This window comes from Vibrio inusitatus (assembly GCA_024346935.1).
Lineage (GTDB): Bacteria > Pseudomonadota > Gammaproteobacteria > Enterobacterales > Vibrionaceae > Vibrio > Vibrio inusitatus.
This window is the reverse complement of the sequence record AP024878.1, coordinates 2735393-2759207: the sequence shown is the minus strand read 5'-3', so window position 1 is coordinate 2759207 and position 23815 is coordinate 2735393. Positions and strand designations below refer to the sequence as shown.

General features: G+C 43.5%; 22 protein-coding genes. 15 read left to right on the top strand and 7 right to left on the bottom strand.

What is annotated here, in order from left to right:
- Positions 1 to 15 precede the first annotated feature (15 nt).
- From OCU48_RS12720 to OCU48_RS12705, 4 genes are read right to left on the bottom strand one after another with little or no spacing between them, the layout of a single operon-like run.
- The gene (locus OCU48_RS12720) at positions 16 to 975 is read right to left on the bottom strand and encodes an ABC transporter ATP-binding protein (protein ID WP_141345572.1); all 960 of its coding nucleotides are present in this window, start codon (positions 973 to 975) and stop codon (positions 16 to 18) included.
- The gene (locus OCU48_RS12715; protein ID WP_141345573.1) at positions 972 to 1955 is read right to left on the bottom strand and encodes an ABC transporter permease; all 984 of its coding nucleotides are present in this window, start codon (positions 1953 to 1955) and stop codon (positions 972 to 974) included. The genes OCU48_RS12720 and OCU48_RS12715 overlap by 4 nt, the downstream gene beginning before the upstream one ends.
- Before the next feature lie 9 nt (positions 1956 to 1964).
- Positions 1965 to 2939, bottom strand: a complete 975-nt coding sequence (locus OCU48_RS12710) for an ABC transporter permease (protein ID WP_141345574.1) — start codon at positions 2937 to 2939, stop codon at positions 1965 to 1967.
- A 55-nt stretch (positions 2940 to 2994) separates the two neighbouring features.
- Complete coding sequence (locus OCU48_RS12705; protein ID WP_141345575.1) at positions 2995 to 4638, bottom strand: ABC transporter substrate-binding protein; 1644 nt, start codon at positions 4636 to 4638, stop codon at positions 2995 to 2997.
- Positions 4639 to 5171: 533 nt separating this feature from the next.
- Between OCU48_RS12705 and OCU48_RS12700 the strand changes: the two genes are divergently transcribed.
- Complete coding sequence (locus OCU48_RS12700) at positions 5172 to 6434, top strand: hydroxymethylglutaryl-CoA reductase (protein ID WP_141345576.1); 1263 nt, start codon at positions 5172 to 5174, stop codon at positions 6432 to 6434.
- Positions 6435 to 6445: 11 nt separating this feature from the next.
- Here the strand turns inward: OCU48_RS12700 and OCU48_RS12695 are convergent, their stop codons facing one another.
- Positions 6446 to 7327, bottom strand: coding sequence for a DMT family transporter (locus tag OCU48_RS12695; protein ID WP_141345577.1), 882 nt, complete (start codon positions 7325 to 7327; stop codon positions 6446 to 6448).
- Between the two features lie 308 nt (positions 7328 to 7635).
- Between OCU48_RS12695 and ubiE the strand changes: the two genes are divergently transcribed.
- The 6 genes from ubiE (at position 7636) to tatC (ending at position 12249) form a co-directional block, all read left to right on the top strand.
- Positions 7636 to 8409 (top strand): bifunctional demethylmenaquinone methyltransferase/2-methoxy-6-polyprenyl-1,4-benzoquinol methylase UbiE, encoded by a 774-nt coding sequence (gene ubiE, locus OCU48_RS12690; RefSeq protein ID WP_017033025.1) that lies wholly within the window; start codon positions 7636 to 7638, stop codon positions 8407 to 8409.
- Positions 8410 to 8421: 12 nt separating this feature from the next.
- Complete coding sequence (locus OCU48_RS12685; protein ID WP_141345578.1) at positions 8422 to 9027, top strand: ubiquinone biosynthesis accessory factor UbiJ; 606 nt, start codon at positions 8422 to 8424, stop codon at positions 9025 to 9027.
- The gene (gene ubiB, locus OCU48_RS12680) at positions 9024 to 10658 is read left to right on the top strand and encodes a ubiquinone biosynthesis regulatory protein kinase UbiB (RefSeq protein ID WP_141345579.1); all 1635 of its coding nucleotides are present in this window, start codon (positions 9024 to 9026) and stop codon (positions 10656 to 10658) included. The genes OCU48_RS12685 and ubiB overlap by 4 nt, the downstream gene beginning before the upstream one ends.
- 196 nt (positions 10659 to 10854) lie before the next feature.
- Positions 10855 to 11115 (top strand): Sec-independent protein translocase subunit TatA, encoded by a 261-nt coding sequence (tatA, locus tag OCU48_RS12675; protein WP_141345580.1) that lies wholly within the window; start codon positions 10855 to 10857, stop codon positions 11113 to 11115.
- A gap of 3 nt (positions 11116 to 11118) precedes the next feature.
- Positions 11119 to 11457: a Sec-independent protein translocase protein TatB gene (gene tatB / locus OCU48_RS12670; protein ID WP_141345581.1), complete on the top strand. Its 339-nt coding sequence runs from the start codon at positions 11119 to 11121 to the stop codon at positions 11455 to 11457.
- Between the two features lie 45 nt (positions 11458 to 11502).
- Positions 11503 to 12249 (top strand): twin-arginine translocase subunit TatC, encoded by a 747-nt coding sequence (tatC, locus tag OCU48_RS12665; protein ID WP_141345582.1) that lies wholly within the window; start codon positions 11503 to 11505, stop codon positions 12247 to 12249.
- A 64-nt stretch (positions 12250 to 12313) separates the two neighbouring features.
- On the opposite strand, the gene OCU48_RS12660 is transcribed toward tatC, so the two are convergent.
- Positions 12314 to 13075, bottom strand: a complete 762-nt coding sequence (locus OCU48_RS12660; RefSeq protein ID WP_141345583.1) for a TatD family hydrolase — start codon at positions 13073 to 13075, stop codon at positions 12314 to 12316.
- 132 nt (positions 13076 to 13207) lie between these two features.
- On the opposite strand from OCU48_RS12660, the gene hemB reads away from it, so the two are divergent.
- From hemB to polA, 3 genes are all read left to right on the top strand, one after another.
- Positions 13208 to 14221 (top strand): porphobilinogen synthase, encoded by a 1014-nt coding sequence (gene hemB, locus OCU48_RS12655; protein WP_141345584.1) that lies wholly within the window; start codon positions 13208 to 13210, stop codon positions 14219 to 14221.
- A gap of 78 nt (positions 14222 to 14299) precedes the next feature.
- Positions 14300 to 14746: a GNAT family N-acetyltransferase gene (locus OCU48_RS12650; RefSeq protein WP_141345585.1), complete on the top strand. Its 447-nt coding sequence runs from the start codon at positions 14300 to 14302 to the stop codon at positions 14744 to 14746.
- Positions 14747 to 15080: 334 nt separating this feature from the next.
- A complete protein-coding gene (polA, locus tag OCU48_RS12645) occupies positions 15081 to 17885 on the top strand; it encodes a DNA polymerase I (protein WP_141345586.1) in 2805 nt (934 codons plus the stop codon).
- A gap of 543 nt (positions 17886 to 18428) precedes the next feature.
- On the opposite strand, the gene yihA is transcribed toward polA, so the two are convergent.
- Positions 18429 to 19088 (bottom strand): ribosome biogenesis GTP-binding protein YihA/YsxC, encoded by a 660-nt coding sequence (yihA, locus tag OCU48_RS12640; RefSeq protein ID WP_208727139.1) that lies wholly within the window; start codon positions 19086 to 19088, stop codon positions 18429 to 18431.
- A 200-nt stretch (positions 19089 to 19288) separates the two neighbouring features.
- Between yihA and OCU48_RS12635 the strand changes: the two genes are divergently transcribed.
- From OCU48_RS12635 to hemN, 5 genes are all read left to right on the top strand, one after another.
- Complete coding sequence (locus tag OCU48_RS12635; protein ID WP_141345588.1) at positions 19289 to 19906, top strand: c-type cytochrome; 618 nt, start codon at positions 19289 to 19291, stop codon at positions 19904 to 19906.
- Positions 19907 to 20611: 705 nt separating this feature from the next.
- Positions 20612 to 21262 (top strand): methyltransferase domain-containing protein, encoded by a 651-nt coding sequence (locus OCU48_RS12630; RefSeq protein WP_141345589.1) that lies wholly within the window; start codon positions 20612 to 20614, stop codon positions 21260 to 21262.
- A complete protein-coding gene (gene yihI, locus OCU48_RS12625; protein WP_141345590.1) occupies positions 21249 to 21806 on the top strand; it encodes a Der GTPase-activating protein YihI in 558 nt (185 codons plus the stop codon). The genes OCU48_RS12630 and yihI overlap by 14 nt, the downstream gene beginning before the upstream one ends.
- Before the next feature lie 6 nt (positions 21807 to 21812).
- Positions 21813 to 22301 carry a DUF2489 domain-containing protein gene (locus tag OCU48_RS12620; protein ID WP_141345591.1) on the top strand — a complete coding sequence of 163 codons (489 nt, stop codon included), beginning with the start codon at positions 21813 to 21815 and terminating at the stop codon, positions 22299 to 22301.
- Between the two features lie 130 nt (positions 22302 to 22431).
- Positions 22432 to 23805: an oxygen-independent coproporphyrinogen III oxidase gene (gene hemN, locus OCU48_RS12615; RefSeq protein WP_141345592.1), complete on the top strand. Its 1374-nt coding sequence runs from the start codon at positions 22432 to 22434 to the stop codon at positions 23803 to 23805.
- Positions 23806 to 23815 lie beyond the last annotated feature (10 nt).

Sequence of the window (23815 nt, the reverse complement as noted above, 5' to 3'; positions counted from 1 at the left end):
CCCTTTTCTTTTCTATTACAGCAAGTTACATGCAACGTGGTGATTTGGAAGCACTTCAATAAGTTGAGGCTCAATCTTGGAACAATCAGCAAAGCATTCACTACAACGCTCTTGGAAGTTACAGCCTTGAGGTATCTTAAGTAGGTTAACTGGGTTACCAGGGATACCGTGTAGGCGTGTCTTTGGACCATGAATACTAGGGAATGAAGAAACCAAACCTTTGGTGTATGGGTGAACTGGGTCACGGAATACTTTTTCAGCGTCACCAATTTCAATTAGGTTACCTGCGTACATCACACCAATGCGGTCTGCAATTTCACCCATCAAGCTCAAATCGTGGCTGATAAATAGAATTGAGAAGCCAAACTTAGTTTTTAAATCGTAAAGCTCGTTCAGAATTTCACGTTCTACTACCACATCAAGTGCTGTAGTTGGTTCATCCATAATGATGAGCTTTGGTTCTAGCGCTAGCGCAATCGCGATAACAACACGCTGACGCATGCCACCCGATAGTTGGTGTGGAAAGCTTGATAGGCGATCGCCGTGGATACCTACAATTTTTAGTAGCTCAACCGCTTTTTCACGAGCTTGCTTTAGCGTCACTTTTTTGTGCGCCAAAATTACATCAGTAAGCTGCTCGCCAATGCTAATTACTGGGTTAAGTGAGTTCATGGCACTTTGGAATACTACAGAGGTTTCATTCCAGCGGAACTCTCTCAGTGCCTTGTCATTCATTTTTAGAATGTCAGTGCCTTTATATAAAATCTCACCTTCAGAGATCAGTGCAGGCGCTTTATGTAGTCTAGCGATAGCAAATGCTAACGTACTCTTACCACAACCTGATTCACCCGCAATACCTAAGGTTTCGCCTGGTTTGATTTCTAGGCTGACATTGTTAACTGCACGTGCCACACCATTTGGTGACACGTAATCAACACATAGGTTGTTAATTTCTAATAGAGGTTGTTGGTTCATGCTAGGCCTCGACGTTTGTCAGCGTCTTTCTTCATTTTCGCCCATAGCTTCATATGAGCACCAGTTTTCAGTTTAGGGTTACTTATTTGGTCAATAGACATGTTGATAAGTGCTAATGCACCACCAGTGATAGCAAGTGCCATTGCTGGAACAATCATCTCCCACCAAGCGCCGGTATAAAGAGCGGCAGAGGTTTGTGCCCAGTAAAGCATTGAGCCCCAGCTCACTTCTGTTGCGTCACCTAGACCAAGAATACCTAGACCCGCTTCTGCGCCCATTGCGTAGATAACTGCGCCAAGGAAACCACCGAAAACGATAGATGTTAGGTTTGGTAGAATCTCTACAAGGATGATACGAATCTTTGACTCACCCATTACTTCTGCAGAGATAATGTACTCTTTGTTTCTTAGAGCCATGGTTTGAGAACGAATTACACGTGCCCCCCATGGCCAGGATGTGAGTCCGAGCAATAAGGTTATGACTAATGAACTCACTTGCCCGAGGAAAGCGGCGAGTACTATCAGCAGCGGTAGCTGTGGGAATACCAAGAATACGTTAGTGACGAAGTTCATCCACTCGTCAACTTTTCCACCCAAGTAGCCAGAAGTTACACCAACCGCTACAGCTAGTGTCATTGCGATAATGCCGGCAGATAGAGCAACAGTTAGCGATTTCTTGCCACCGTGCAGTACTTGACTAAAAACATCACGACCACTGCGAGTAGTGCCCATGATGTGTTCAGCGCTTGGCTCTTGGTGTGCACGCGCAACGCGTCGTTCTGGATCGTGTGTTACTAATACTGGTGAGAAAAGCGCACCAGCTAGGATGATAGTAATTAGGAAAGTACCAATGATTGCTGGTGGGTTTCCGTTAAAGAAGTCTTGTAGAGTACCTTTAAGCTTGCGCAGTGTCGTTGCTAGACCTCGCGCACGACCTGTAGGGAACTCGGACGTATCAATGTGTGCAGTTAACTTTTTCATTATCAAACCTTAATCGTCAATGCGAGGGTCTAGCCAAACATACAGTAGGTCAGCAATGAAGTTTGCTGCGAGTACTGCGGTAACCAAAATGAGTAGGATTGCTTGAATTAGCGGGTAATCACGAGCTGTGATGCCCTTAAGAAGCATGTTGCCAAGGCCTTGGTAGTTGAATACAACCTCGGTAAGGATTGAACCTGCAAATGAGAAACCAATCGCCATTGCAATCGCCGTTGCTACTGGAAGAATCGCGTTGCGTCCTGCGTAACGGTACATAACGCGGAAGCTTGATAGACCTTTTGCTTCAGCCATGGTCACGTAATCTTCACCTAGTACGTTGATCATTGCGTTACGCATGTTAAATACCCAAGTGGCGATGCCTACAAGAATCATCGAGCCCATTGGAAGTACGGCGTGTTTTGCTACGCTGCTTATGAACTCCCAAGTAAATCCTGGAGTAATCATTGGGTCATAGGTGTAACCCAGAGGGAACATTTCTAGCTGTAGAGCAAAAATGTAAAATAGTAGTAGTGCTGTAACAACGTATGGGAAGTTACTGATGAATGCCAACACAGGTGGAACAATTTGACCAAATAGGCCTTCACGACGGTAAGAAGCATAAGTGCCGATGCTAACGCCAATGATGAGAGCAACAATCAGTGAGCCTAACGCTAGGAACATAGTCCAAGGTAGAGACATGCTAATCACTTTAGTTACTTCGGTCGGGAACATTAAAACGGACGGGCCAAGGTCTAGAGTGAATACACTCTTGATGTAAGCGATGTATTGTTCGAATAGGCTACCATCCACGAAGCCGTACATTTCTTTTACCGCATCCATCTGGGCCATGTCCATTTTACCACCCGCAGCCGCAAATAAAGCATCAACTGGGCTACCAGGCATAACGCGAGGTAAAAAGAAGTTGAATGTTATTGCGACAAAGAACGCCGTCAAATAGAAGCCAAATCTACGGAGTACAAAATTCATAGGTCTTTCCTGAGAAGGGAGGACTACCGGGAAGGTAGCCCTCTGTGGGTTTTAATTATTTTGCGTGAAGGTGATCTAGGATCTTCACTTTTTTGTCCGCTTGGTAGTAGTTAGGGTGGATGTATGGGTTTTCTGCATCCGGCCAGCCTACAACTCTCTCAGTACGGTACTGGAACCATGTTGGGTTTGAGAACAAAGGAATAAACGCAACTTGTTCCGCAGCGAATGCTTCTAGTTCGTCAAGGATCTCACGCTGAACTTTTTCATCTGTAGTTTGAGTAAACGCATCAATCTTGTCAGAGATTTCTTGTGAGAATATGCCGTGACCTGCGTGCCAACTCTTACCTACAGCACTTGCCGAGAAGTAATCTTGGTATGCTTGGATAGGGTGAGCATTGTTAGTGTTAGACCAGTTGATAGAGATGTCGTAGCCACCTTCTTTCAAGTTCTTGTCGTATACAGACCAGTCAACAGTTTTCACGTTTGCTTTAACGCCAACTTCTTCAAAGTACTCAGATACCATTTGCACTGTTTGAACCCAATCAGTCCAGCCATTGACTACTTCAATATCAAACTCAACGTTTTCGCCACCTGGCATGTTACGGATGCCATCACCATTGGTATCTTTTAGGCCTGCTTCATCAAGAAGACGATTTGCTTCGTCAAAGTTGTAGGTAGAGTATTTTGCAAATTTCTTCTCGATGTCTTGGTTAACATACGCTTCAAAATATTGACCTAGACCGCCCATGTAGTGGTTAGCTGTTGGGTAACCGTAAGCTGCGAATTCAACAATATCTTCACGGTCAAGTGCCATAGAAAGTGCGCGACGTACGTTTACGTCATCCAATGGTGCTTTTTTCGTGTTTAGGTAAAGTTGGATAGCATCGTTCGCTGGGTACCAGTAGTGGTTGTTCTCTGGATCGCGGTCAACGAAAGTCTTATCGATGTCAGCAACAAAGTTAGATGCCCAGTCGATTTCGCCTTTCATAAGCGCCGCTTGGATTTGCGAGTTATCGTTGTAAGAACGCGCAATAATACAGTCTAGGTATGGACGACCTTGCTCTGCTTGCCAGTAATGAGGGTTACGACAAAGTTTGATTTGCTGAGGAGTCATTAAAGCAACCTCAGTCATAGGACCGTTACCAACAGGGTTAGGGTTAGTGAAAGTCGTCAGATTTTCTACTTTGCTCCATACGTGCTTAGGAACGATGTAGTAATCTTTAAGGCCCCAAATGAAGGTTGAATCTGCTTTAGCCATCTTGATAACAACAGTAGTGTCATCAGTCGCTGTTACGCTTTCAGTGTAACCACTCCACATACCTTTAACATCAAAAGCTTTGTTGTCTTTAGTTAGTGCGTAGCTGTATGCAACGTCTTCTGCTGTTAGAGGTTTGCCATCAGACCATTTTAGATTCGGGCGAACCTTAATAGTGATGGTCATTAGGTCTTCAGATTGGGTGATAGATTCTGCGATACGAGGCTCAATCTCACCAGTCTTGCCGTTATGGATGAATAGTGGCTCGAACATTGTTCCAGCAACGATATCTTTTTGGGTATAAGGGTTAAAGTTTTCAACAAAGCCAGTGCCGATCGCAGGTACAGTAATCTCACCACCTTGTTTGATTTCTGTATTAGCGAAAGTCGCTCCTGTAGTTAACAGTCCGACTACAAGTGATGCCACTGCAGTTTTCTTTAACATATCTTCTATTCCTCGTTGTTACACTTCTATTAAGAAAGTGTGAAAGCGCTTTCTTTTGTGAAGCGAAGGTTTAAGAACCGATTAATTATTTTGTGTTTGTTTTTGTAGGGTATTGAAAAGAAGTATCGCTTTTGAAAGCGCTTTCTTTGTCGAGTAAGTTACGACTTCTTTACCTGCAAAACAAACATCATTCCGATAAAACCTGTTCGATCTCACGCATATTTCACGAACCAATGACGAAAGTTTGATCTGCTGCAAGATTTATATATTTGTATGATTTGTGGGCGAATTTGATTAAATCTTAAACGGAAACACATTTTGTGAGGGTAGAAATGCTTAGTTACATTTACTCGATCAATGGGTCAAATCATTGCCTTTGGAGCGTTATTGAATCTGGTTTGCGTTGTAATTGAGTGGGAATGTTCGTATTCTGCTCGGCAATGCTATTTGTACGACTAAAATAAGATTGCGCTAAGGAAGGAATCGGCTCAGGGATCTGTTTAGCAATTGTGATAACCCCCAAAGTGAGAAATATGCCTAAATTAAATCTACATCGCAGAGATTACACTTCATCAATCGGCTCTGAGCTTGACGCATCAATTCGCAATGAGGCTTTGCAACCTCACTTTGATAAGCTCAAAAGAAAGCTAACCAAGAGTCCGTATTTGACTGATAAAAATGTTCAGCGACGTTGGGCTGCTCTCGATAATGCCGATTCTAAACATCATCTTTTAGATGAGCACACTCAGCAGAACATGCTGGAGTATTCAAAGAATATTGAGCATTTTATTGGCACGATAAAAATGCCTGTAGGTATGGCTGGGCCATTGCGAATCAATGGATTATTCGCTAGCGATGATTTTTTGGTTCCTTTAGCCACCACTGAAGCTGCATTAGTGGCGTCTTATAACCGTGGCTCTCAATTGCTCACTGCTGCTGGTGGTGCTACAGCTATGCTTCTTAATGAGGGTGTGACTCGAACTCCAGCGTTTGCCTTCTTTGATATCAGTGAGGCAGGACAGTTTGTAGCTTGGGTGGTGACTCAATATGCCACCTTTAAGTCAATTGCCGAACAAACCACTTCTCATGGCAAATTAACAGACATCAGTGTCAGCATTGAAGGTAACCATGTTTACCTAGTGTTTGAATTCCTTACGGGTGACGCCTCGGGTCAGAACATGGTGACAATTGCCACCAATGCGGTGCTTGAGTACATCATGGAAAATACGCCGGTTGAACCCGAGCATGCCTTTCTTGATGGGAACCTTTCTGGGGATAAAAAAGCCAACGCACAAACATTAAGAAGTGTTCGTGGTAAAAAGGTAACAGCAGAAGCACATATTCCAGCAGAGTTGGTCGAAAAGTACCTACATACAACTCCAGAGAAGATGATGCAGTTTGCACAGATTACGACAGTCGGTGGTGCATTAAGTGGCACTATCGGTATCAATGCACATTATGCCAATGCATTAGCTGCGCTTTATATTGCGTGTGGTCAAGATGCTGCATGTGTGGCCGAGTCTGCAGTCGGTATGACGCGCTTAGAAGTGGATAGAAATGGTGATTTGTATGCCAGTGTCACCTTACCAAACCTAATGGTGGGAACGGTCGGTGGTGGTACTGGCTTGCCGAGTCAAAAGGCTTGTTTAGATCTGATGGGACTGCATGGCAATGGAAAGTCGCAGGCTCTTGCGGAGGTTGCAGCTGCTCTTTGTCTTGCTGGTGAGCTTTCTATTGTTGGCGCTTTCTGTGCTGGGCACTTTTCTCGTGCCCATCATAAACTAGCGCGAAAATAACATCCTAAACTCTAGGCAGGCTTACGTTTAAGTTGCTGGATGACGAGTCCAGCAACGATCAATAACAATCCAAGCAAGGTCGAAATATGGATCTCTTCTCCTAAAATTTGCGATAGCAAAATCAATGAAATGAACGGAGAAATAAAGATAAGATTGCTGATTCTGGCGGTATTTTGTGTCGCTTTTAGTGCGCCCAGCCACAAAACAAAGGTAATTCCCATTTCAAACAGACCAACGTAAGTAACTGCTAGCCAACCCTTAGTGCTGATATCCCAAGCCGCGCCTTCCCAAATAGAGAGTACTATGGTCAATGGAATCGCCACTATAAATCCAAGTAGTACCGCAACTACGGGATCGGCTTTATTCTTAGCATTCAAGATCCAGTAGCCAGCCCAAAGCAGGGTGGATAACAAAGCTAAACCAACCCCTAATGGACTCTCAAACTGTAAACCTAGAACGTCTCCTTGTGTGGCAATGACCACCACGCCTAAATAGCCCAAAGCACAAGCAATCCAGTCTTGAGTTCGAATCTTTTGCCCTAGAAATACCGCTGCCATTAAGGTCAGGGTAATGGCCCAACTGTAATTGATCGGTTGTGCTTGTGAGGCGGGTAAAAGGTCGTAGGCTTTAAAGAGAATCAGATAGTAGGCGAGAGGGTTAATTAGGCCTAACATCAAGTAGTAAAGAGGGTTTGCAACAAATGTTCTAACAATAACATGAGTCTTTTTTTGATAGATACAAACAAGTAATAAGGCAATCGCAGAGACGATGCTAGCACAGGTGAGCATCTGGATTGGCGTAAACTCAGCGAGGGTGAGCTTGAATGCGGTGGCAACTGTAGACCACAAAAGGACTGCACAGAGTCCTAATATAAGCGCTTTGCGTTCGTTCATGAATGACTCAAAGTGTTAAATACAGAAAAAGGAAGAAGATGGCTCAGTCTATAGCCTTTGTGGGTGTGCGCCAATATACAATTTTCTGGGCGTAATCCTGTATTTCTACTCGCCTTGGTGTATCTACTCACACTTATGCAAACCTTATGAGGTCGCGAGATACTTCAACAAAGACAAGCGCTGATGTATGCAGTAAACTTGGCCATTCATTTGCAATGTAGATTGCTAGCGTAGCCGAGCGGCTTTCGTCGTGAATATACATTCACTAGCCCTCGTTTGGAATACGACTTCAGAGATAGAACATGGATATGAGCGTTAAAGAGCCCCAAGATCAAGCCTCGCAAGACACTACCCACTTTGGTTTCAAGACGGTTGCCAAAGATGACAAGGTCACTAAAGTAGCAGAGGTATTTCATTCGGTAGCAAGCAAATATGACCTGATGAACGACCTAATGTCTGGTGGTGTTCATCGTTTGTGGAAGCGCTTTACCATCGACTGTAGTGGTGCTCGCCCTGGGCAACGCATATTGGATCTAGGTGGTGGTACTGGCGACCTAACGGCTAAGTTTTCACGTATTGTTGGTGATAACGGGCATGTTATCTTGGCGGACATCAATAACTCAATGCTGAACGTAGGTCGTGACAAACTAAGGGACGTTGGCGTTGTCGGCAATGTTCACTACGTACAAGCAAACGCAGAGGAACTGCCGTTTCCTGATGATTATTTCGACTGTATCACCATTAGTTTTTGCCTGCGTAACGTAACAGACAAAGATAAAGCTCTACGCTCTATGTATCGCGTATTGAAGCCAGGTGGTCGTTTGCTAGTGCTTGAGTTTTCTAAGCCAATTTTAGATCCACTATCTAAGATTTATGATACCTATTCATTCCATATCCTGCCGAAGATGGGTGACATCATTGCTAACGATTCAGAGAGTTATCGTTACCTAGCAGAGTCCATTCGCATGCACCCAGATCAAGAGACTCTTGAGGGTATGATGCAACAGGCAGGCTTTGAGCAGACTAACTATTACAACCTGACAGGCGGCATCGTCGCACTGCATCGTGGTTACAAATTTTAGTGGGATGTCAAAATGCCAATTGATGCTTTAGTGACAGCAGCCGTTGAAACCTCATTCAACGCATTGATAAAAGAGCAACCGGAGAGCCAAAAGCAATTGGCTCGTCTGAAAGGCTCGATTATTCGATTGAATATCAAAGAGTTAAATAAAAGCCTGATCTTTGTGTGTAGCCAGCAAGTAGATGTGCTGGCTGAATTTGAAGGGACTCCAGATTGCGAGCTGACCTTGAGCTTAACGGCTCTACGAGATTTACAGCAACAAGCCAATATTAATGATTTGTTCAAGAAGGATAAGTTATCCGTCGCTGGAGATATGCAGATAGGGCAGCAATTTGCCACTCTAATGCAATTGAGTAAGCCCGATGTGGCTGAAATTCTCTCCAAAGTGTTGGGGGATGTGGCAGCTCACACCTTAGTTACTGGTGCTAAGAACGGTGTGTCGTTTTTTCAGCGCAATGCTCGTAAGCACACTACGCACCTCAAGCATGCTATTACTGAAGAGTGGCAGTTAGCGCCATCACCCTTGGCTGTTGCCAATTTTTGCGATCAGGTGAATGATGCTCAGGCTAAATTACATTCTCTAGAGCAACGCTTAGCGCGTTTAATGGAGACGGAATGACCCCTTCTGAACTAAAGCGCCTTTACCTTATTACTCGAGTTCAGCTGGAATACGGCTTAGATGAGCTTATCCCTGAGCATGAACTGGCGAAATTTCCGCGACTAGCGCGAAAAGCTCTATTTTGGATTAAGAATAAGCATCCAGAGAAAGAATTAGGTCATCGAATGCGGCTTGCGCTGCAAGAGTTAGGGCCGGTATGGATTAAGTTTGGGCAGATGATGTCCACGCGCCGAGACCTGTTTCCACCGCATATCGCCGATCAACTCGCTTTACTGCAAGACCGCGTTGAACCATTTGATGGCCATTTGGCAAAGAAGCACATCGAATTAGCTTTGGGTGGCCCTATTGAAAATTGGTTTGATGACTTTGATATTGATTGCCTTGCATCAGCATCAATTGCCCAAGTACATACAGCTAAACTGAAAGAATCTGGTCGAGAAATCGTACTCAAAATCATTCGTCCAGACATTCGTCCGATCATTGATGCTGACGTTAAACTTATGTTTCGTATGGCTAAACTGTTGGCTAAAGTAGCACCAGAGGCACGCAGACTACGACCGATAGAGGTGGTGGCTGAATACGAAAAAACGCTACTTGATGAACTTGATCTGCGACGTGAAGCGGCCAATGCCATGCAACTGCGTCGTAATTTCGAAGGTAGCGAAGAGCTCTATGTGCCAGAGGTTGTAGGTGATCTAAGTAGTAAGAACCTGATGGTTTCTGAGCGTATCTATGGCATTCAAGTTTCTGATATTGAAGGGCTTGAAGCCAATGGCACCAACATGAAGTTGCTTGCCGAGCGCGGAGTGACGGTATTCTTTACTCAGGTATTTCGAGACAGCTTCTTCCATGCCGACATGCATCCAGGCAATGTATTTGTCCAGTATTCACACCCAGAAAATCCTCAGTGGATTGGTCTAGATTGTGGCATTGTTGGCACACTCAATGCTGATGATAAGCGCTATCTAGCAGAGAATTTTTTGGCGTTCTTCAATCGTGATTACGGTAAGGTCGCACAGTTGCACGTAGACTCAGGCTGGGTTCCTGCAGACACTAATGTACAAGAGTTTGAGTTTGCGATCCGTATGGTGTGTGAACCTATTTTCGCCAAGCCATTGTGCGAAATCTCGTTTGGACACGTGTTACTGAACCTGTTCAACACGGCGCGACGTTTCAACATGGAAGTTCAACCACAATTGGTATTGTTACAGAAAACGCTTCTCTACGTAGAGGGTTTAGGTCGCCAATTGTATCCTCAATTAGATTTATGGGCGACAGCCAAGCCATTTCTTGAAAAGTGGATGGGTGAGCAAGTCGGTCCTCAGGCAGTAATCAACTCTCTTAAAGAGAGAGCACCATTTTGGGCAGAAAAGCTGCCTGAATTGCCTGAACTACTGTACGACAACCTTAGGCATGGTAAGCAATTGTCTATAAAAGTTGAACATTTATATGAGGGATATCGACAAACGAAGAGACAACACGCCACAGGCCAATTTATGTTTGGAATAGGTGCTACATTTATCGTATGCTCGTCCATACTTTATGTTAGTGATAACCCATTGATTTCTTCAGTGGTTGGCGGGGTCGGATTGTTGGCTTGGCTTTTAAGCTGGCGCACTTACCGCAAGTAATACCAATCACAGTAAGTAAGTGATCAAAAATAGCGCAGGAAAAACGCTGGATAACAAGGCTGAACTTTTTGATAAGTAGTTATTCTACAATCAAAAATTCTAACGCCGTTATTGAGTGTTTTAACCAGCTAGGATGATCAGTTATTGACTACGATTGGTATAGTTATTTATAGAATGGAAACAAAGGTAATAACACATGGGTGGAATTAGTATTTGGCAACTTCTGATCATTGCTGTGATCGTAGTTCTGTTATTTGGTACCAAAAAGCTTCGCGGTATTGGCGGCGACTTGGGTTCTGCGGTTAAGGGTTTTAAGAAAGCAATGTCTGATGAAGACACTGCAGCGAAAGATGCAAAAGATGCAAAAGATGCAGATTTCGACCAGAAGAATCTATCTGAGAAGCAATCAGCCGAACAGAGCAGCACTGAGAAGCAAAAAGATAAAGAGCAGGTTTAAACCGTGTTCGATATAGGTTTTTGGGAACTGATACTGATCTCTGTACTGGGTTTAGTAGTGTTAGGTCCCGAGCGTCTTCCTGTGGCTATTCGTAGTGTTGCTCGCTTTGTTAACTCGGCTAAATCTATGGCAAATAATGTCAAAGATGAGCTAGATCATGAGCTTAAAATTCATGAACTTCAGGAAAATCTGAAAAAAGCAGAAAAGATGGGAATGCAGGATATGTCACCTGAATTGCGTCAATCTGTCGAAGAGTTAAAAGAAGCAGCTAAAAGTGTTCAGCAACCCTATAAGTCCTCAGAAAACTCTGCTGAGTCACCTTCTCCTAAGTCACAAGATTAATCAATAGGGGCACATTCGCCCCTTTTGTTATTTATAGAGGTTTCTATGTCTTCGGTTGATTCTAACCAGCCATTGATGAGTCATCTGATAGAGTTACGTACCCGATTATTGCGCGCTATTGGTGCTGTAATGGTGGTGTTTCTGTGCCTGATTTATTTCTCCGGCCATATCTATGAGTTTGTATCTGCTCCCTTGATTGACCGATTGCCTGAAGGGGCGACGATGATTGCAACGGATGTTGCGTCACCATTTTTTACACCATTGAAATTAACGTTAATTTCGTCAGTCTTCGTTGCGGTGCCGTTTATTCTTTATCAAGTGTGGGCATTTGTTGCGCCGGGTTTGTATAAGCATGAGAAACGCTTGGTAATGCCATTGTTGTTCTCTAGTTCGTTGCTGTTTTACTGTGGCGTGGCGTTCGCATATTTTGTGGTATTCCCATTAGTGTTTGGCTTTTTTACTGCTATTTCCCTTGGCGGAGTAGAGTTTGCCACCGATATCTCAAGCTATCTTGATTTCGTATTAGCACTATTCTTGGCCTTTGGTATTGCTTTTGAAGTGCCGGTTGCCATTATCTTGCTGTGTTGGACTGGGGCAACGGATGTTGAAACGCTGAAGACAAAAAGACCGTTCGTTGTTGTCGGTGCTTTTGTGATTGGTATGATGCTGACACCGCCAGACATTATTTCTCAGACATTACTCGCGATACCTATGCTTCTTTTGTTTGAGGTTGGTTTGTTCTTTGCTCGCTTCTATACTCGTCCAGATGAGGAAGAGGAGCAAGAGTCTTAATACCGGCTACTTTTTCTCAAATATAAAAAATCCCCATACAGGGGATTTTTTATATTTGGCAACTTTATAGGTTGAACAGTTTGATTGCATTGCGGGTAGTGATGTTATCCACCTCTTGCAAATCTAATTCTCTAAGATCAGCCACACGTTGAGCGACCAAGTGTGTATACGCGGGTTCATTTCTCTTACCGCGATGAGGAACCGGAGCCAAGTAAGGACAATCTGTTTCTAGGATGACATATTGCATATCCAAATGGGGGATTACCTTGTCCATGCCTCCATTTTTGAAGGTCGAAACACCACCTAGCCCTAGGTGGAAGCCAAGATCATTGATTGCTTTAGCCTCGTTGATACTTCCACCAAAGCAATGAAATACACCACGTAGTGAGCCATCTTGTTCTTTGCTAAGTAGGGCAAGGGTTTCTTCGATGGAATCACGGGTATGAATAACGACGGGCAGGTCTTTCTCTTTTGCCCAATTAAGCTGAGTAATAAAGGCATACTCTTGCTCTGCTCGATAAGTTTTGTCCCAGTACAGATCAATGCCAATCTCACCGACTGCAATAAAATTATGTTTATCAAACCAACTTTCTATTTCTTGCAATGTCTGCTTGATATTTTGATCCACATAACATGGGTGTAAGCCCATCATAGAGCGGCATATGTCTGGGTATTTTGTCTCTGTGGATAGCATAGGCTCTATGGAGTCTAGGTCGATATTGGGTAGCAAAATACGGTCAATACCTTGTTGCAAAGCGCGCTGTACAACTTGGTCTCTATCTAGGTCAAATTCGCTAGCATAGATGTGGGCGTGGGTGTCGATCATTAGAAAACATCATTTGTTGGCTATTTGTGCCCCAGTATATGTGCATTCGTTCTATTTTTCATGTTACGTACATTCCTACATCCGTGGTTAGTGTTATGATTTGCCAACGTTGATTTAGACAAGGAGCGCGCGATGTCCGCACTTATTCAGAGTCCATTCCCTGCACGTAGAATGCGCCGTATGCGTAAACATGATTTTAGCCGTCGCCTAATGGCTGAGAATAAGATCACTGTTGATGATTTGATCTACCCAATGTTTGTTCTAATGGGTAAGAACCGTCGTGAAGCCGTAGAGTCGATGCCAGGCATTGAACGCCTATCTATCGATCTCATGTTAGAAGAAGCCGAAAGACTAGCGAACCTAGGTGTACCCGCTATTGCACTGTTCCCTGTGGTCAATCAAGATGTAAAAAGTACCTGTGCGGCTGAAGCTCATAACCCTGAAGGCTTGGTGCAAAGAGCGGTACGTCTGCTAAAAGAGCATATACCTCAGATTGGTGTCATTACTGATGTCGCTCTAGATCCATACACTACGCATGGTCAAGATGGCATCATTGATAACGATGGCTATGTACTTAACGATGAAACAACAGCGGTACTGATTAAACAGGCATTGTCGCACGCAGAAGCGGGCGCAGATGTTGTTGCTCCTTCAGATATGATGGATGGTCGTATTGGTAAGATTCGTGAAGCGCTGGAGAAAGCAGGCTATATCCATACCCAGATAATGGCCTACTCGGCTAAATATGCTTCTAACTATTATGGACCATTTCGTGATGCAGTAGGTTCTGCGAGTAACCTAAAGGGTGCAGATAAAAAGAACTACCAAATGGATCCTGCGAACAGCGATGAAGCTCTGCATGAAGTAGCGTTAGATATTGCTGAAGGTGCTGATATGGTGATGGTTAAGCCTGGCATGCCATATTTAGATGTGGTTCGCAGAGTGAAGACTGAGTTACAAGTGCCAACCTTTGCTTATCAAGTCTCTGGAGAGTATGCAATGCATAAGGCTGCGATTCAAAATGGCTGGTTAAAAGAGAGAGAGACAGTGTTAGAGTCCTTACTATGCTTCAAGCGAGCTGGTGCAGACGGTATCCTAACTTACTTTGCAAAAGATGTGGCTGAATGGTTGGCTGAAGACAAGTAACTACACATAAGTTTCTGAAAGTTAAGGCCCTCGTAATGAGGGCTTTTGTGTTTATTCATATTTAACAAAGGGTGATACATGTCGATTGTAGTTCGCGAAGCCTCTTTGCAAGAAGCTTTACAGGTCATGAGCAGTATTGAGGAATTTGCCAAACCAGAGAGCGTTGAGTCATTGGGCAAACGTCTTGATGATAAAAAGCAGTTAATTCTTGTTGCAGAAGAAGATGGTGCCTTACTTGGCTTTAAGATTGGTTATGAGCAAGGAGATGACACTTTTTACAGCTGGCTTGGTGGTGTTAACTCGCAAGCAAGAGGTAAAGGGGTCGCGCAGAGTCTGCTTGTTGAGCAAGAGCACTGGGTAGCCAAAGAAGGATATTCTTGGTTAACCGTTAAGTCGAGAAACCAATTTTCTTCTATGCTTCGATTGCTGTTGAGAAATGGTTATTGGATCGAAAAGTGCGAACATTATCCAAACCCCCAAGAAAATAGACTTCACTTCCGCAAGTCGATGCTGACTGAAATTTAGTCGACTCTAAGAAAGGCGTTTGTTGCGCAACAAATGTCTTCTATCTTTATCACTCAAAATTTTTTTCCACATACAATGATCACGCCAAGATCTTATTGTGGATCGATAGATCTATAATAAGTCATTGTATTTAAAGGCTTTAAATTTGATTTTTTTGATTTTATCTACAGGGTTTTTCATCAGGTAAATTATTTGCACACAAACTTATCCACAGGGCAGGGCGGTGTGAGAGATAATTTTTGTGGGTGTAAATAACGGTTACCTAGATAAGCAGAGTGACTCGTGGCATCCTATACCTAAGTTATCCCCTTCTACCTAAGTTGGACACCTATACATGGCAACAATCCCTGAAAATCCGCTGATTTTAATTGACGGTTCCTCATACCTCTATCGAGCATTTCACGCTTACCCTGGCACCATGAGTAACGGTGAGCACCCGACCAATGCCGTTTACGGTGTGATGAATATGCTAAGAAGCATGATGCGCCAATTTTCTAGCGAGCGCATTGCGGTGATTTTTGATGCCAAAGGGAAAACATTCAGAGATGACATGTATCCCGAGTATAAGGCGAACCGTCCACCTATGCCCGATGACCTTAGATGCCAGATCGAACCATTACACAATATGATCAAGGCGATGGGCTTGCCTCTTATTTCTATTTCAGGTGTTGAGGCTGACGATGTTATCGGTACTCTATCTACTGCTGCATCTAAGAAAGGGATGCCAGTTCTGATCAGTACTGGTGATAAAGATATGGCTCAGTTAGTGGATGAGAATGTCACTCTAATTAACACCATGACTAATACTATCTCTGATAGAGAAGGTGTGATTGAGAAATTTGGGATCCCGCCAGAATTGATTATCGACTACCTTGCACTAATGGGCGATAAGGTTGATAACATCCCTGGCGTTCCTGGTGTTGGTGATAAAACCGCGACAGCTCTATTGCAGGGTATTGGCGGGCTGGATGACCTATACAACAGGCTTGATGACATTGCCCCTCTGGGATTTCGTGGTTCTAAAACCATGGCGAAAAAGCTCGTAGAGCATAAAGAGTCTGCTTACCTGTCTTACCAATTAGCAACTATCAAGCTAGATGTAGAATTGGATGTGACCATTGATGACCTTGTGAAGGCAACGCCAGACAAAGATCAGCTGATTTCACTTTATGGTCAGATGGCATTTAAATCTTGGCTAAACGAATTGCTAGAGGGCGGTACGGGCGTTGTCGAAGCGGATGAAAAATCTGGCCGAGCGATCAGAAGTGGAGCGGGTAAAGTTGCCGCAGCAACTGAAACGCCGACACAAGCAATTACCGTTGATCGTAATCAGTATGAAACGATACTTGAGGAAGACAGTTTTAACCTTTGGCTAGAAAAGCTAAAGAAAGCTGAGGTGTTTGCTTTTGATACAGAAACTGACAGCCTAGATTATATGATCGCAAATTTAGTTGGCTTATCTTTTGCGACAGCAGAGGGAGAGGCAGCATATGTTCCTGTTGCTCACGATTATCTAGATGCGCCAAAGCAGTTGGATCGTGATTGGGTTTTACAACAGCTTAAGCCGTTACTAGAAGATTCCACTCAAGCTAAGGTGGGACAAAACCTTAAATACGATGCATCAGTTCTTGCTCGCTACGATATTGAAATGCAAGGTATTGCCTTTGATACCATGCTAGCGTCCTACGTTTACAATAGCGTTGGTGGTAAGCATGATATGGACAGCTTGGCTCTGCGATTCTTACAGCACCCGTGTATCTCATTTGAGCAAATTGCTGGAAAGGGCAAAAAGCAGCTTACTTTTAATCAGATCGACTTGGAAGAAGCGTCGCCATATGCCGCTGAGGATGCGGACGTTACTCTACGTTTGCATAACCATCTGAATGCACTTCTTGAGGCGGACGAAAAACTTAACTCGGTGTACCAAGATATTGAGATGCCGCTGGTACCAGTATTGTCACGTATTGAGCGTCGTGGTGTATTAATTGATGACATGCTTTTGGGCACGCAATCGCAAGAGATTGCTCAGAGGTTGGATGAACTACAAGCAAAAGCATACGAATTGGCGGGCAAAGAGTTTAATTTAAGCTCTCCGAAGCAATTACAAGCTATCTTATTTGAAGAAATGGGCCTACCGGTAGTTAAGAAAACTCCATCGGGTGCACCATCAACTAATGAAGAGGTGCTTCAGGAGCTCGCTCTAGATTATCCGCTACCTAAGTTGATTCTTGAGCATCGAGGATTGGCTAAGCTGAAATCAACTTACACTGATAAGCTACCTAAGATGATAAACCCAACAACGGGTCGCGTGCATACTTCTTATCATCAAGGTGTCACGGCTACAGGACGTTTATCCTCTACTGATCCTAACCTGCAGAACATCCCTATCAGAAATGAAGAAGGACGCAGAATTCGCCAGGCTTTTGTTGCGCCACATGGCTGGAAGATCCTTGCAGTGGATTACTCTCAAATTGAACTGCGCATTATGGCGCATTTATCTGGAGACAAAGCTCTATTAAAGGCGTTTAGAACGGGTAAAGATATCCATGCTGCAACAGCCGCTGAGATTATTGGTGTAGATATCAATGAAGTCTCTAGTGAACAGCGTCGTCGTGCCAAGGCGGTCAACTTTGGGCTTATCTACGGTATGAGTGCCTTCGGTCTGGCTAAGCAGCTTGGAATCCCTCGTGGTGAAGCACAGCATTATATGGATACCTATTTTGAGCGTTATCCTGGTGTGATGCAGTATATGGAAGAAACTCGCAGTCAGGCAACTGAGCAAGGCTATGTCGAAACCTTGTATGGTCGTCGCTTACACCTGCCTGAGATCAGCTCAAGAAATGGTATGCGCCGTAAGGCAGCAGAGCGTGCCGCAATCAACGCACCAATGCAGGGGACAGCAGCAGATATCATTAAAAAGGCAATGTTGCTTGTTGATGAGTGGATCGAGCAGCAACAGGGAGAGCCTAAGGTTCGTATGTTAATGCAGGTACACGATGAATTAGTATTTGAGGTCCGTGAAGATGCGCTTCAAGAAACTGAAAGAAACATACAGGATCTGATGGAAGCAGCAGCGGAATTGGCAGTCCCCTTAGTGGCAGATGCGGGTCATGGTGATAACTGGGATCAAGCGCACTAATACATTATTTGCACCAAGATAGTACATTTAAGAGAGCTAGCTCACGAAGCTGGCTTTTTTTTGCGTGAAATTCGTACAAAGGGTCATTTTTACTAATGAGTCCTTACAAAGAGCTTTTTGTGAAAAAAAACTACAAAAAGTGTTTGCATTTGGTCACAGATCGGGTAGATTTATCTGTGTAGGGTACAGAGGTAAGATGTTCCATCTTTCAGACCTTTTGTTTCACGTTATTAGAATTTGTTTAAATTCATACGCTTCAGTTACTTTTTGACTGAAGCGTTTTTTATTGCGCCAAAGAAAATTATATTTATTACCTTTCAATAGCTTAAGTTCTCATTCAATTAGAAATAACTCGTCTATATGTGTTAAAAGGCATAGCTAAATTTTCAATGTGTTTAATATGCACTCAGAGTTTGATTGCTGATAAAGCTACCCAATTTAGGTTATAGCAATGCGGTGGAAGGGGTCGGTGGCTATTTGACTTGTAACTTACAAACAAAAAACGCGACCTTAGGCCGCGTTTTGTTAATAACCCTTACAGGCCTATTCTTGCTCTAGAGCGTCGTTATCTTCATCTGGTTGCTCAAAGGCTGGGGCAAACCAGCTATCTAAGCGCGCACGCAATTGATCCACACCAATTCCTTTCAAGGAAGAGAATGCTTCAACATTCACATCACCACCGAAGCCTTCAGCATCTTTACGAATCTTAAATAGAGCTGCTTTACGAGCGCCACTCTTCAATTTGTCAGCTTTCGTCAATAGAACCTGAACTGGAATACCAGAATCTACAGCCCAGAAGATCATCTGCTGGTCGAGGTCTTTCATTGGATGGCGAATATCCATTAGAACTACTAGCCCTTTTAGACACTCACGTCTTTGTAAGTATTCGCCAAGGCTTCGTTGCCATTTCTTCTTAAGTTCTAGTGGAACTTGCGCAAAGCCATATCCCGGAAGATCGACAATATGACAGTTCTCATCCACCTTGAATAAGTTGATTAATTGAGTACGACCTGGGGTCTTACTCGTTTTTGCCAGTGCACGCTGGTTGGTTAGGCGGTTGAGCGCACTAGATTTTCCCGCATTAGAACGACCAGCGAATGCAATTTCGATTCCTTCATCTTCAGGTAGATGACGAATATCAGGGGCACTGGTTATAAAATGCGTGTTTTGGTAATGAATTTTTACGCTCACTGTTAACTCCATCGCGACTTTGTGTAGTCGACTGATTACTTTTTTGTGAATTTGTGTAAAATAACCGTGTTCGGCATTAGTTCGCCTATTCTAGCACGACAAAAGGCGGCACCTAGGGCTTGTTCACCTTTTCAGGTACTTTTTATTCAATCTAGAAGATAAAAACTGAGCAAGCCTTAGTCTTGGAAGCTCAATTATTATAATGGAATGTCATGAAGAAATTAGCACTCATCGTAACTCTTTTTGCTAGCTGCTCTGTGTGGGCGGCAGGTAGCATTGAAGCAGGTAAAGAAAAATCAGCAACTTGTGCAGCTTGTCATGGTGCTGACGGCAATAGTCCAGTTGCTATTTATCCTAAACTGGCAGGTCAACATGAAAACTATATTGAGAAACAACTTAAGGACCTTAAGTTGGGTGCGACCAGCGGTGGCAAGCAAGGTCGTTATGACCCAGCGATGAGTGCAATGGCCATGCCTTTGACAGAAGAGGATATGGCTGACCTAGCGGCTTATTATGCGTCTATACCTATGTCAGAAAATACGACACCTGAGAACGTAGTAGAGCAAGGCAAAGAGTTGTATCTAGCGGGTAACGCTGAGCGTGGAATTGCGGCTTGTGTTGCTTGTCATGGCCCTCGAGGAAACGGCACCAGTCTTTCCGGCTTTCCTAAGATTTCCGGTCAACACGCAGATTATATCAAACAACAGTTACAAAAGTTCGCTTCAATGGACCGTAACAATGACCTAAACGGTATGATGCATGACGTTGCGAAAAAGCTGACAGAAGAAGAAATGGATGTGTTAGCCAAGTATGTTGGTGGCCTTCACTAATCTGCAGGTTGTCGTTAAATAGCTATTTTGAGGCCCAGCATCTATTAGATGCTGGGCCTTAGTTTATTCAGCTACCTTCTATATTTGCCACAGATTAGCTATTTGACATGTCACTCTGTGAGAGATTTCTCATTTTAGCTATCCACCATATTGCACATCACTTTTGTAACTAACTGAAAATTATTATTAATATTTGTGTCTTTTTAAAAATGTGATCGGCTCCTCCTGTTTATTAATTGCACATTTTTTTATCAGGAGTAGAGTAGTTGCTATCAAAAGGACATGATGATTGATGGTTTTCAATCTTGCTCAGGAAGAGTTTAGGGAATGGTATCGCCTTTGGCGACGTAGGGTTAACAATGGATGGTTTTTTTTCTCAGGTCGAGAACCCAGATAGGAAGGCTGAGGATTAGCCACGCAAATGGAAACTTGCTAGGGATAACAAAAATCATCAGGATGATGAAAAACAAAATTTTGGCATGGAAAGCGTCAAAAACAAATGGAATTTTGAGAGCGATAGGGAAACCTATCGCTTTTTTATTGCGCTATTTCTAGCGATTTACTTACTGTTATAGGTATAAAGGCAGTTTATTTGGAATATTGCCGTATGCGCATACAAAAAAATCAGCGGAATTGCGGATTTTTTCTACACTCTTTCCCCATATTTTGATAAGTTGCGCCTCCTAAGCTAAATAGGCGTCTTGAATGTTAGATTGTCCACTTTGTCATCATAGTGAATCAAAGTTTTATTGGGAAGATAAGCGCAGACAATACCACCAATGTCAGCGCTGCGAACTAGTGTTCGTTGATCCCAATCAAAGGCTGGATTCAAGCCAAGAAAAGGCACACTATGATCTACATGAGAATGACCCAACTGATTTGGGTTATCGTAAGTTCTTATCGAGAGTTCAGATTCCACTTGCCGAAAGAATTGGTTGTCATAAGCAAGGGTTAGACTTTGGCTGTGGTCCTGGTCCTACTTTATCCTTGATGATGCAAGATGCTGGGCACGATGTAGACTTATATGATCTCTACTACTATCCAGATACTAAAGTATTAAGTAAGAGCTATGACTTTATTACCGCTACAGAGGTAATCGAACACCTCTATCAGCCTGACATAGTTTGGGCACAGTGGATAAACATGTTAAAGCCAGGTGGTTGGTTAGGCTTGATGACTAAGATGGTTCGTGATGTAGAGGCCTTTTCCACATGGCACTACAAGAATGATCATACGCATGTAGTATTTTTTAGCAGAAGCACATTTGAGTTTTTAGCTACGCGAGACGAGCTAGAACTAGAATTTATTGAAAACGACGTAATTTTATTGAGGAAGTCGAGTAATGAGTCGACATAAAAAATCGAGAAAAGCAGGTTCAACAGGTGATGTAGACCTAATTGTAACTCGCAACCGCTCTGAGTCAGATGTTGAGGGACGCTTGCGCAAGAAATTGAAGAAGCGTAAAGGTCAGAAAGCTGGTGCACGCCACTCGGTTGGTAATGAATCAAAAGATATCTTAGGTCGCGGTCAGCGTGACCCGCGCATTGGTTCAAAGAAAAAGATCCCGCTTATTGTAGAGGCAGCTCCTAAGCTAACTAAGCAGCAACGCAAGTACACTGCAGAGCAAGAGCTAGAAGCTCTAGAAAATGATGCACAATTAAATGTGTTACTCGAGCGCATTGAAAATGGCGAATCTCTAGGTCTAGGCCTTCAGTCATACGTTGATCAGAAACTGGATCGCGTTGAAGAGCTAATGAAGCAACTGGGCCTACTTGAGCCAGAAGAAGAGCCTGAAGAGGTTGTTGCTCCTACTGCAGCAAAAACAAGCAAGAAAGCAAAAACGGAAGATGAGCTTCTTGCATCATTTGAAGATCTAAATCTGGACGATTTCAAGGACTAAAAATCAATGGATATGGCTGTGCTGGCTTCGATTGGAGTTATCATCATCCTTGGGTTGGGTGGCTATGCTGCGTATTTGCTTAGTAAACTAAAGAAGCAGAAGCAGCTTATCTCACAACATCAAGCGCTAGCAATTGCAAAGCGCAACGCCAAGATATTTGAGAGTGTCGATACCTTATGCCTTGCGGGTATTCAAGGGCAATGCGATCTTTCTGAATTGAGTATTCGTCTGTGTAATATTCTGGATTATGTTCAGGGTGATCAGCGCATTGATGTAAAGACACGCTACCCAGCGTTGAGCGAGCTATTTGAAGTAGTTAATGATATGGCTCGAGGTGAAGACCGTCAGCAACTGGCGAAGCAAGAGCGTATGAAGCAAAACTTGGCTCGCCATAAAGCTGAAAATCGTTTGAACGATATTATTATTGAAGAACTGAAAGATCTTCAAGGTCAAATGGCCCCGTTAAACGACCAAATCTCCATTCAAATGCGATAGCACTCGCCTTAGGCGTGATCCTGCTAGCAAATATCAACAATTCTGCCTGATATTTGCTAGCTATAAAAAGAGTCACCTTGGTGGCTGTGGCAAAATAGCTCCCCTTATAAGCAGTACTTAGGATATTAATATGTCTAGCCGACAAATTATCTGGGATCAGAGTGTATTGGACAAATACAATTACTCTGGGCCTCGTTACACTTCTTACCCAACGGCAGTGGAGTTCCATGAAGCGTTCACCGTTGCTGAGCTAGACATTGCATACATGCAATATCCTGAGCGTCCGCTATCTCTCTACATTCATATTCCGTTCTGCCATAAGCTTTGCTATTACTGTGGTTGCAACAAGGTTATCACTCGCCACCAGCATAAAGCGGATGATTATCTCGACGTATTGGAGTTTGAGATTCGCCAACGTGCAGCACTGCTCAAAGAACGTAAAGTCAACCAATTGCACTTTGGTGGAGGTACACCAACCTTTTTAACTAAAGCACAAGTTAGCCGTTTGATGGCGGTTATTTATGAAGAGTTTGAGTTTAATGCCGATGCAGAAATCAGTATTGAAGTAGACCCGCGTGAGATTGAGTTGGATATGCTTGATCACTTGCGTGAAAAAGGGTTTAACCGACTGAGTATTGGTGTCCAAGACTTTAATAAAGAAGTACAGCGAGTAGTAAACCGTGAGCAAGATGAAGCGTTCATTTTTGCTATGGTTGAGCGTGCAAGAACGCTCGGGTTCCGTTCTACTAATTTAGATCTGATTTATGGCTTACCTTTACAAACTGCAGACTTATTTGCTGAAACCATGCGTCAGGTGCTGAGCATGCGTCCAGGGCGCTTATCTGTCTTTAATTATGCTCACATGCCTCAGTTGTTTGCTGCGCAGCGCAAGATCAAAGACGAAGACCTACCGATTGCTTCTGAGCGTATGGCTATTTTGCAACAAACCATAGAAACCCTGACCACAGAAGGGTATCAGTTCATAGGAATGGACCACTTTGCGCTTCCAGAAGATGAGCTTGCAGTGGCACAGAGAAATGGCGAGCTGCATAGAAACTTTCAAGGCTACACGACTCAGGGTGATTGTGACCTGATCGGCTTTGGTGTCTCAGCCATTTCTATGGTAGGTGATACGTATGCCCAAAACCAGAAAGAGCTTAAGCTTTACTATGGTCAGATGGAATCTGAACGTCATGCGTTATGGAAGGGAGTCGCTCTAGATAAAGATGACCTAACCCGCCGTGAGGTGATTAAGCAGCTTATCTGTAACTTTACTCTGAACAAGCATGATATCGAACAGCAGTTTGGCTTGAGCTTTGATCAGTATTTCGCTGAAGATTTACAACTACTAAAAACTTTTGTTGATGATGAGTTAGTTGAAGTATCGGACGCAGAGATTAAGGTCAACCTTCGTGGTCGTCTACTGATTCGAAACATCTGTATGTGCTTTGATAAATACTTCCGAGCTAAGGCTCGTCAGCAACAGTTTTCTCGAGTGATTTAACGTATAAAAA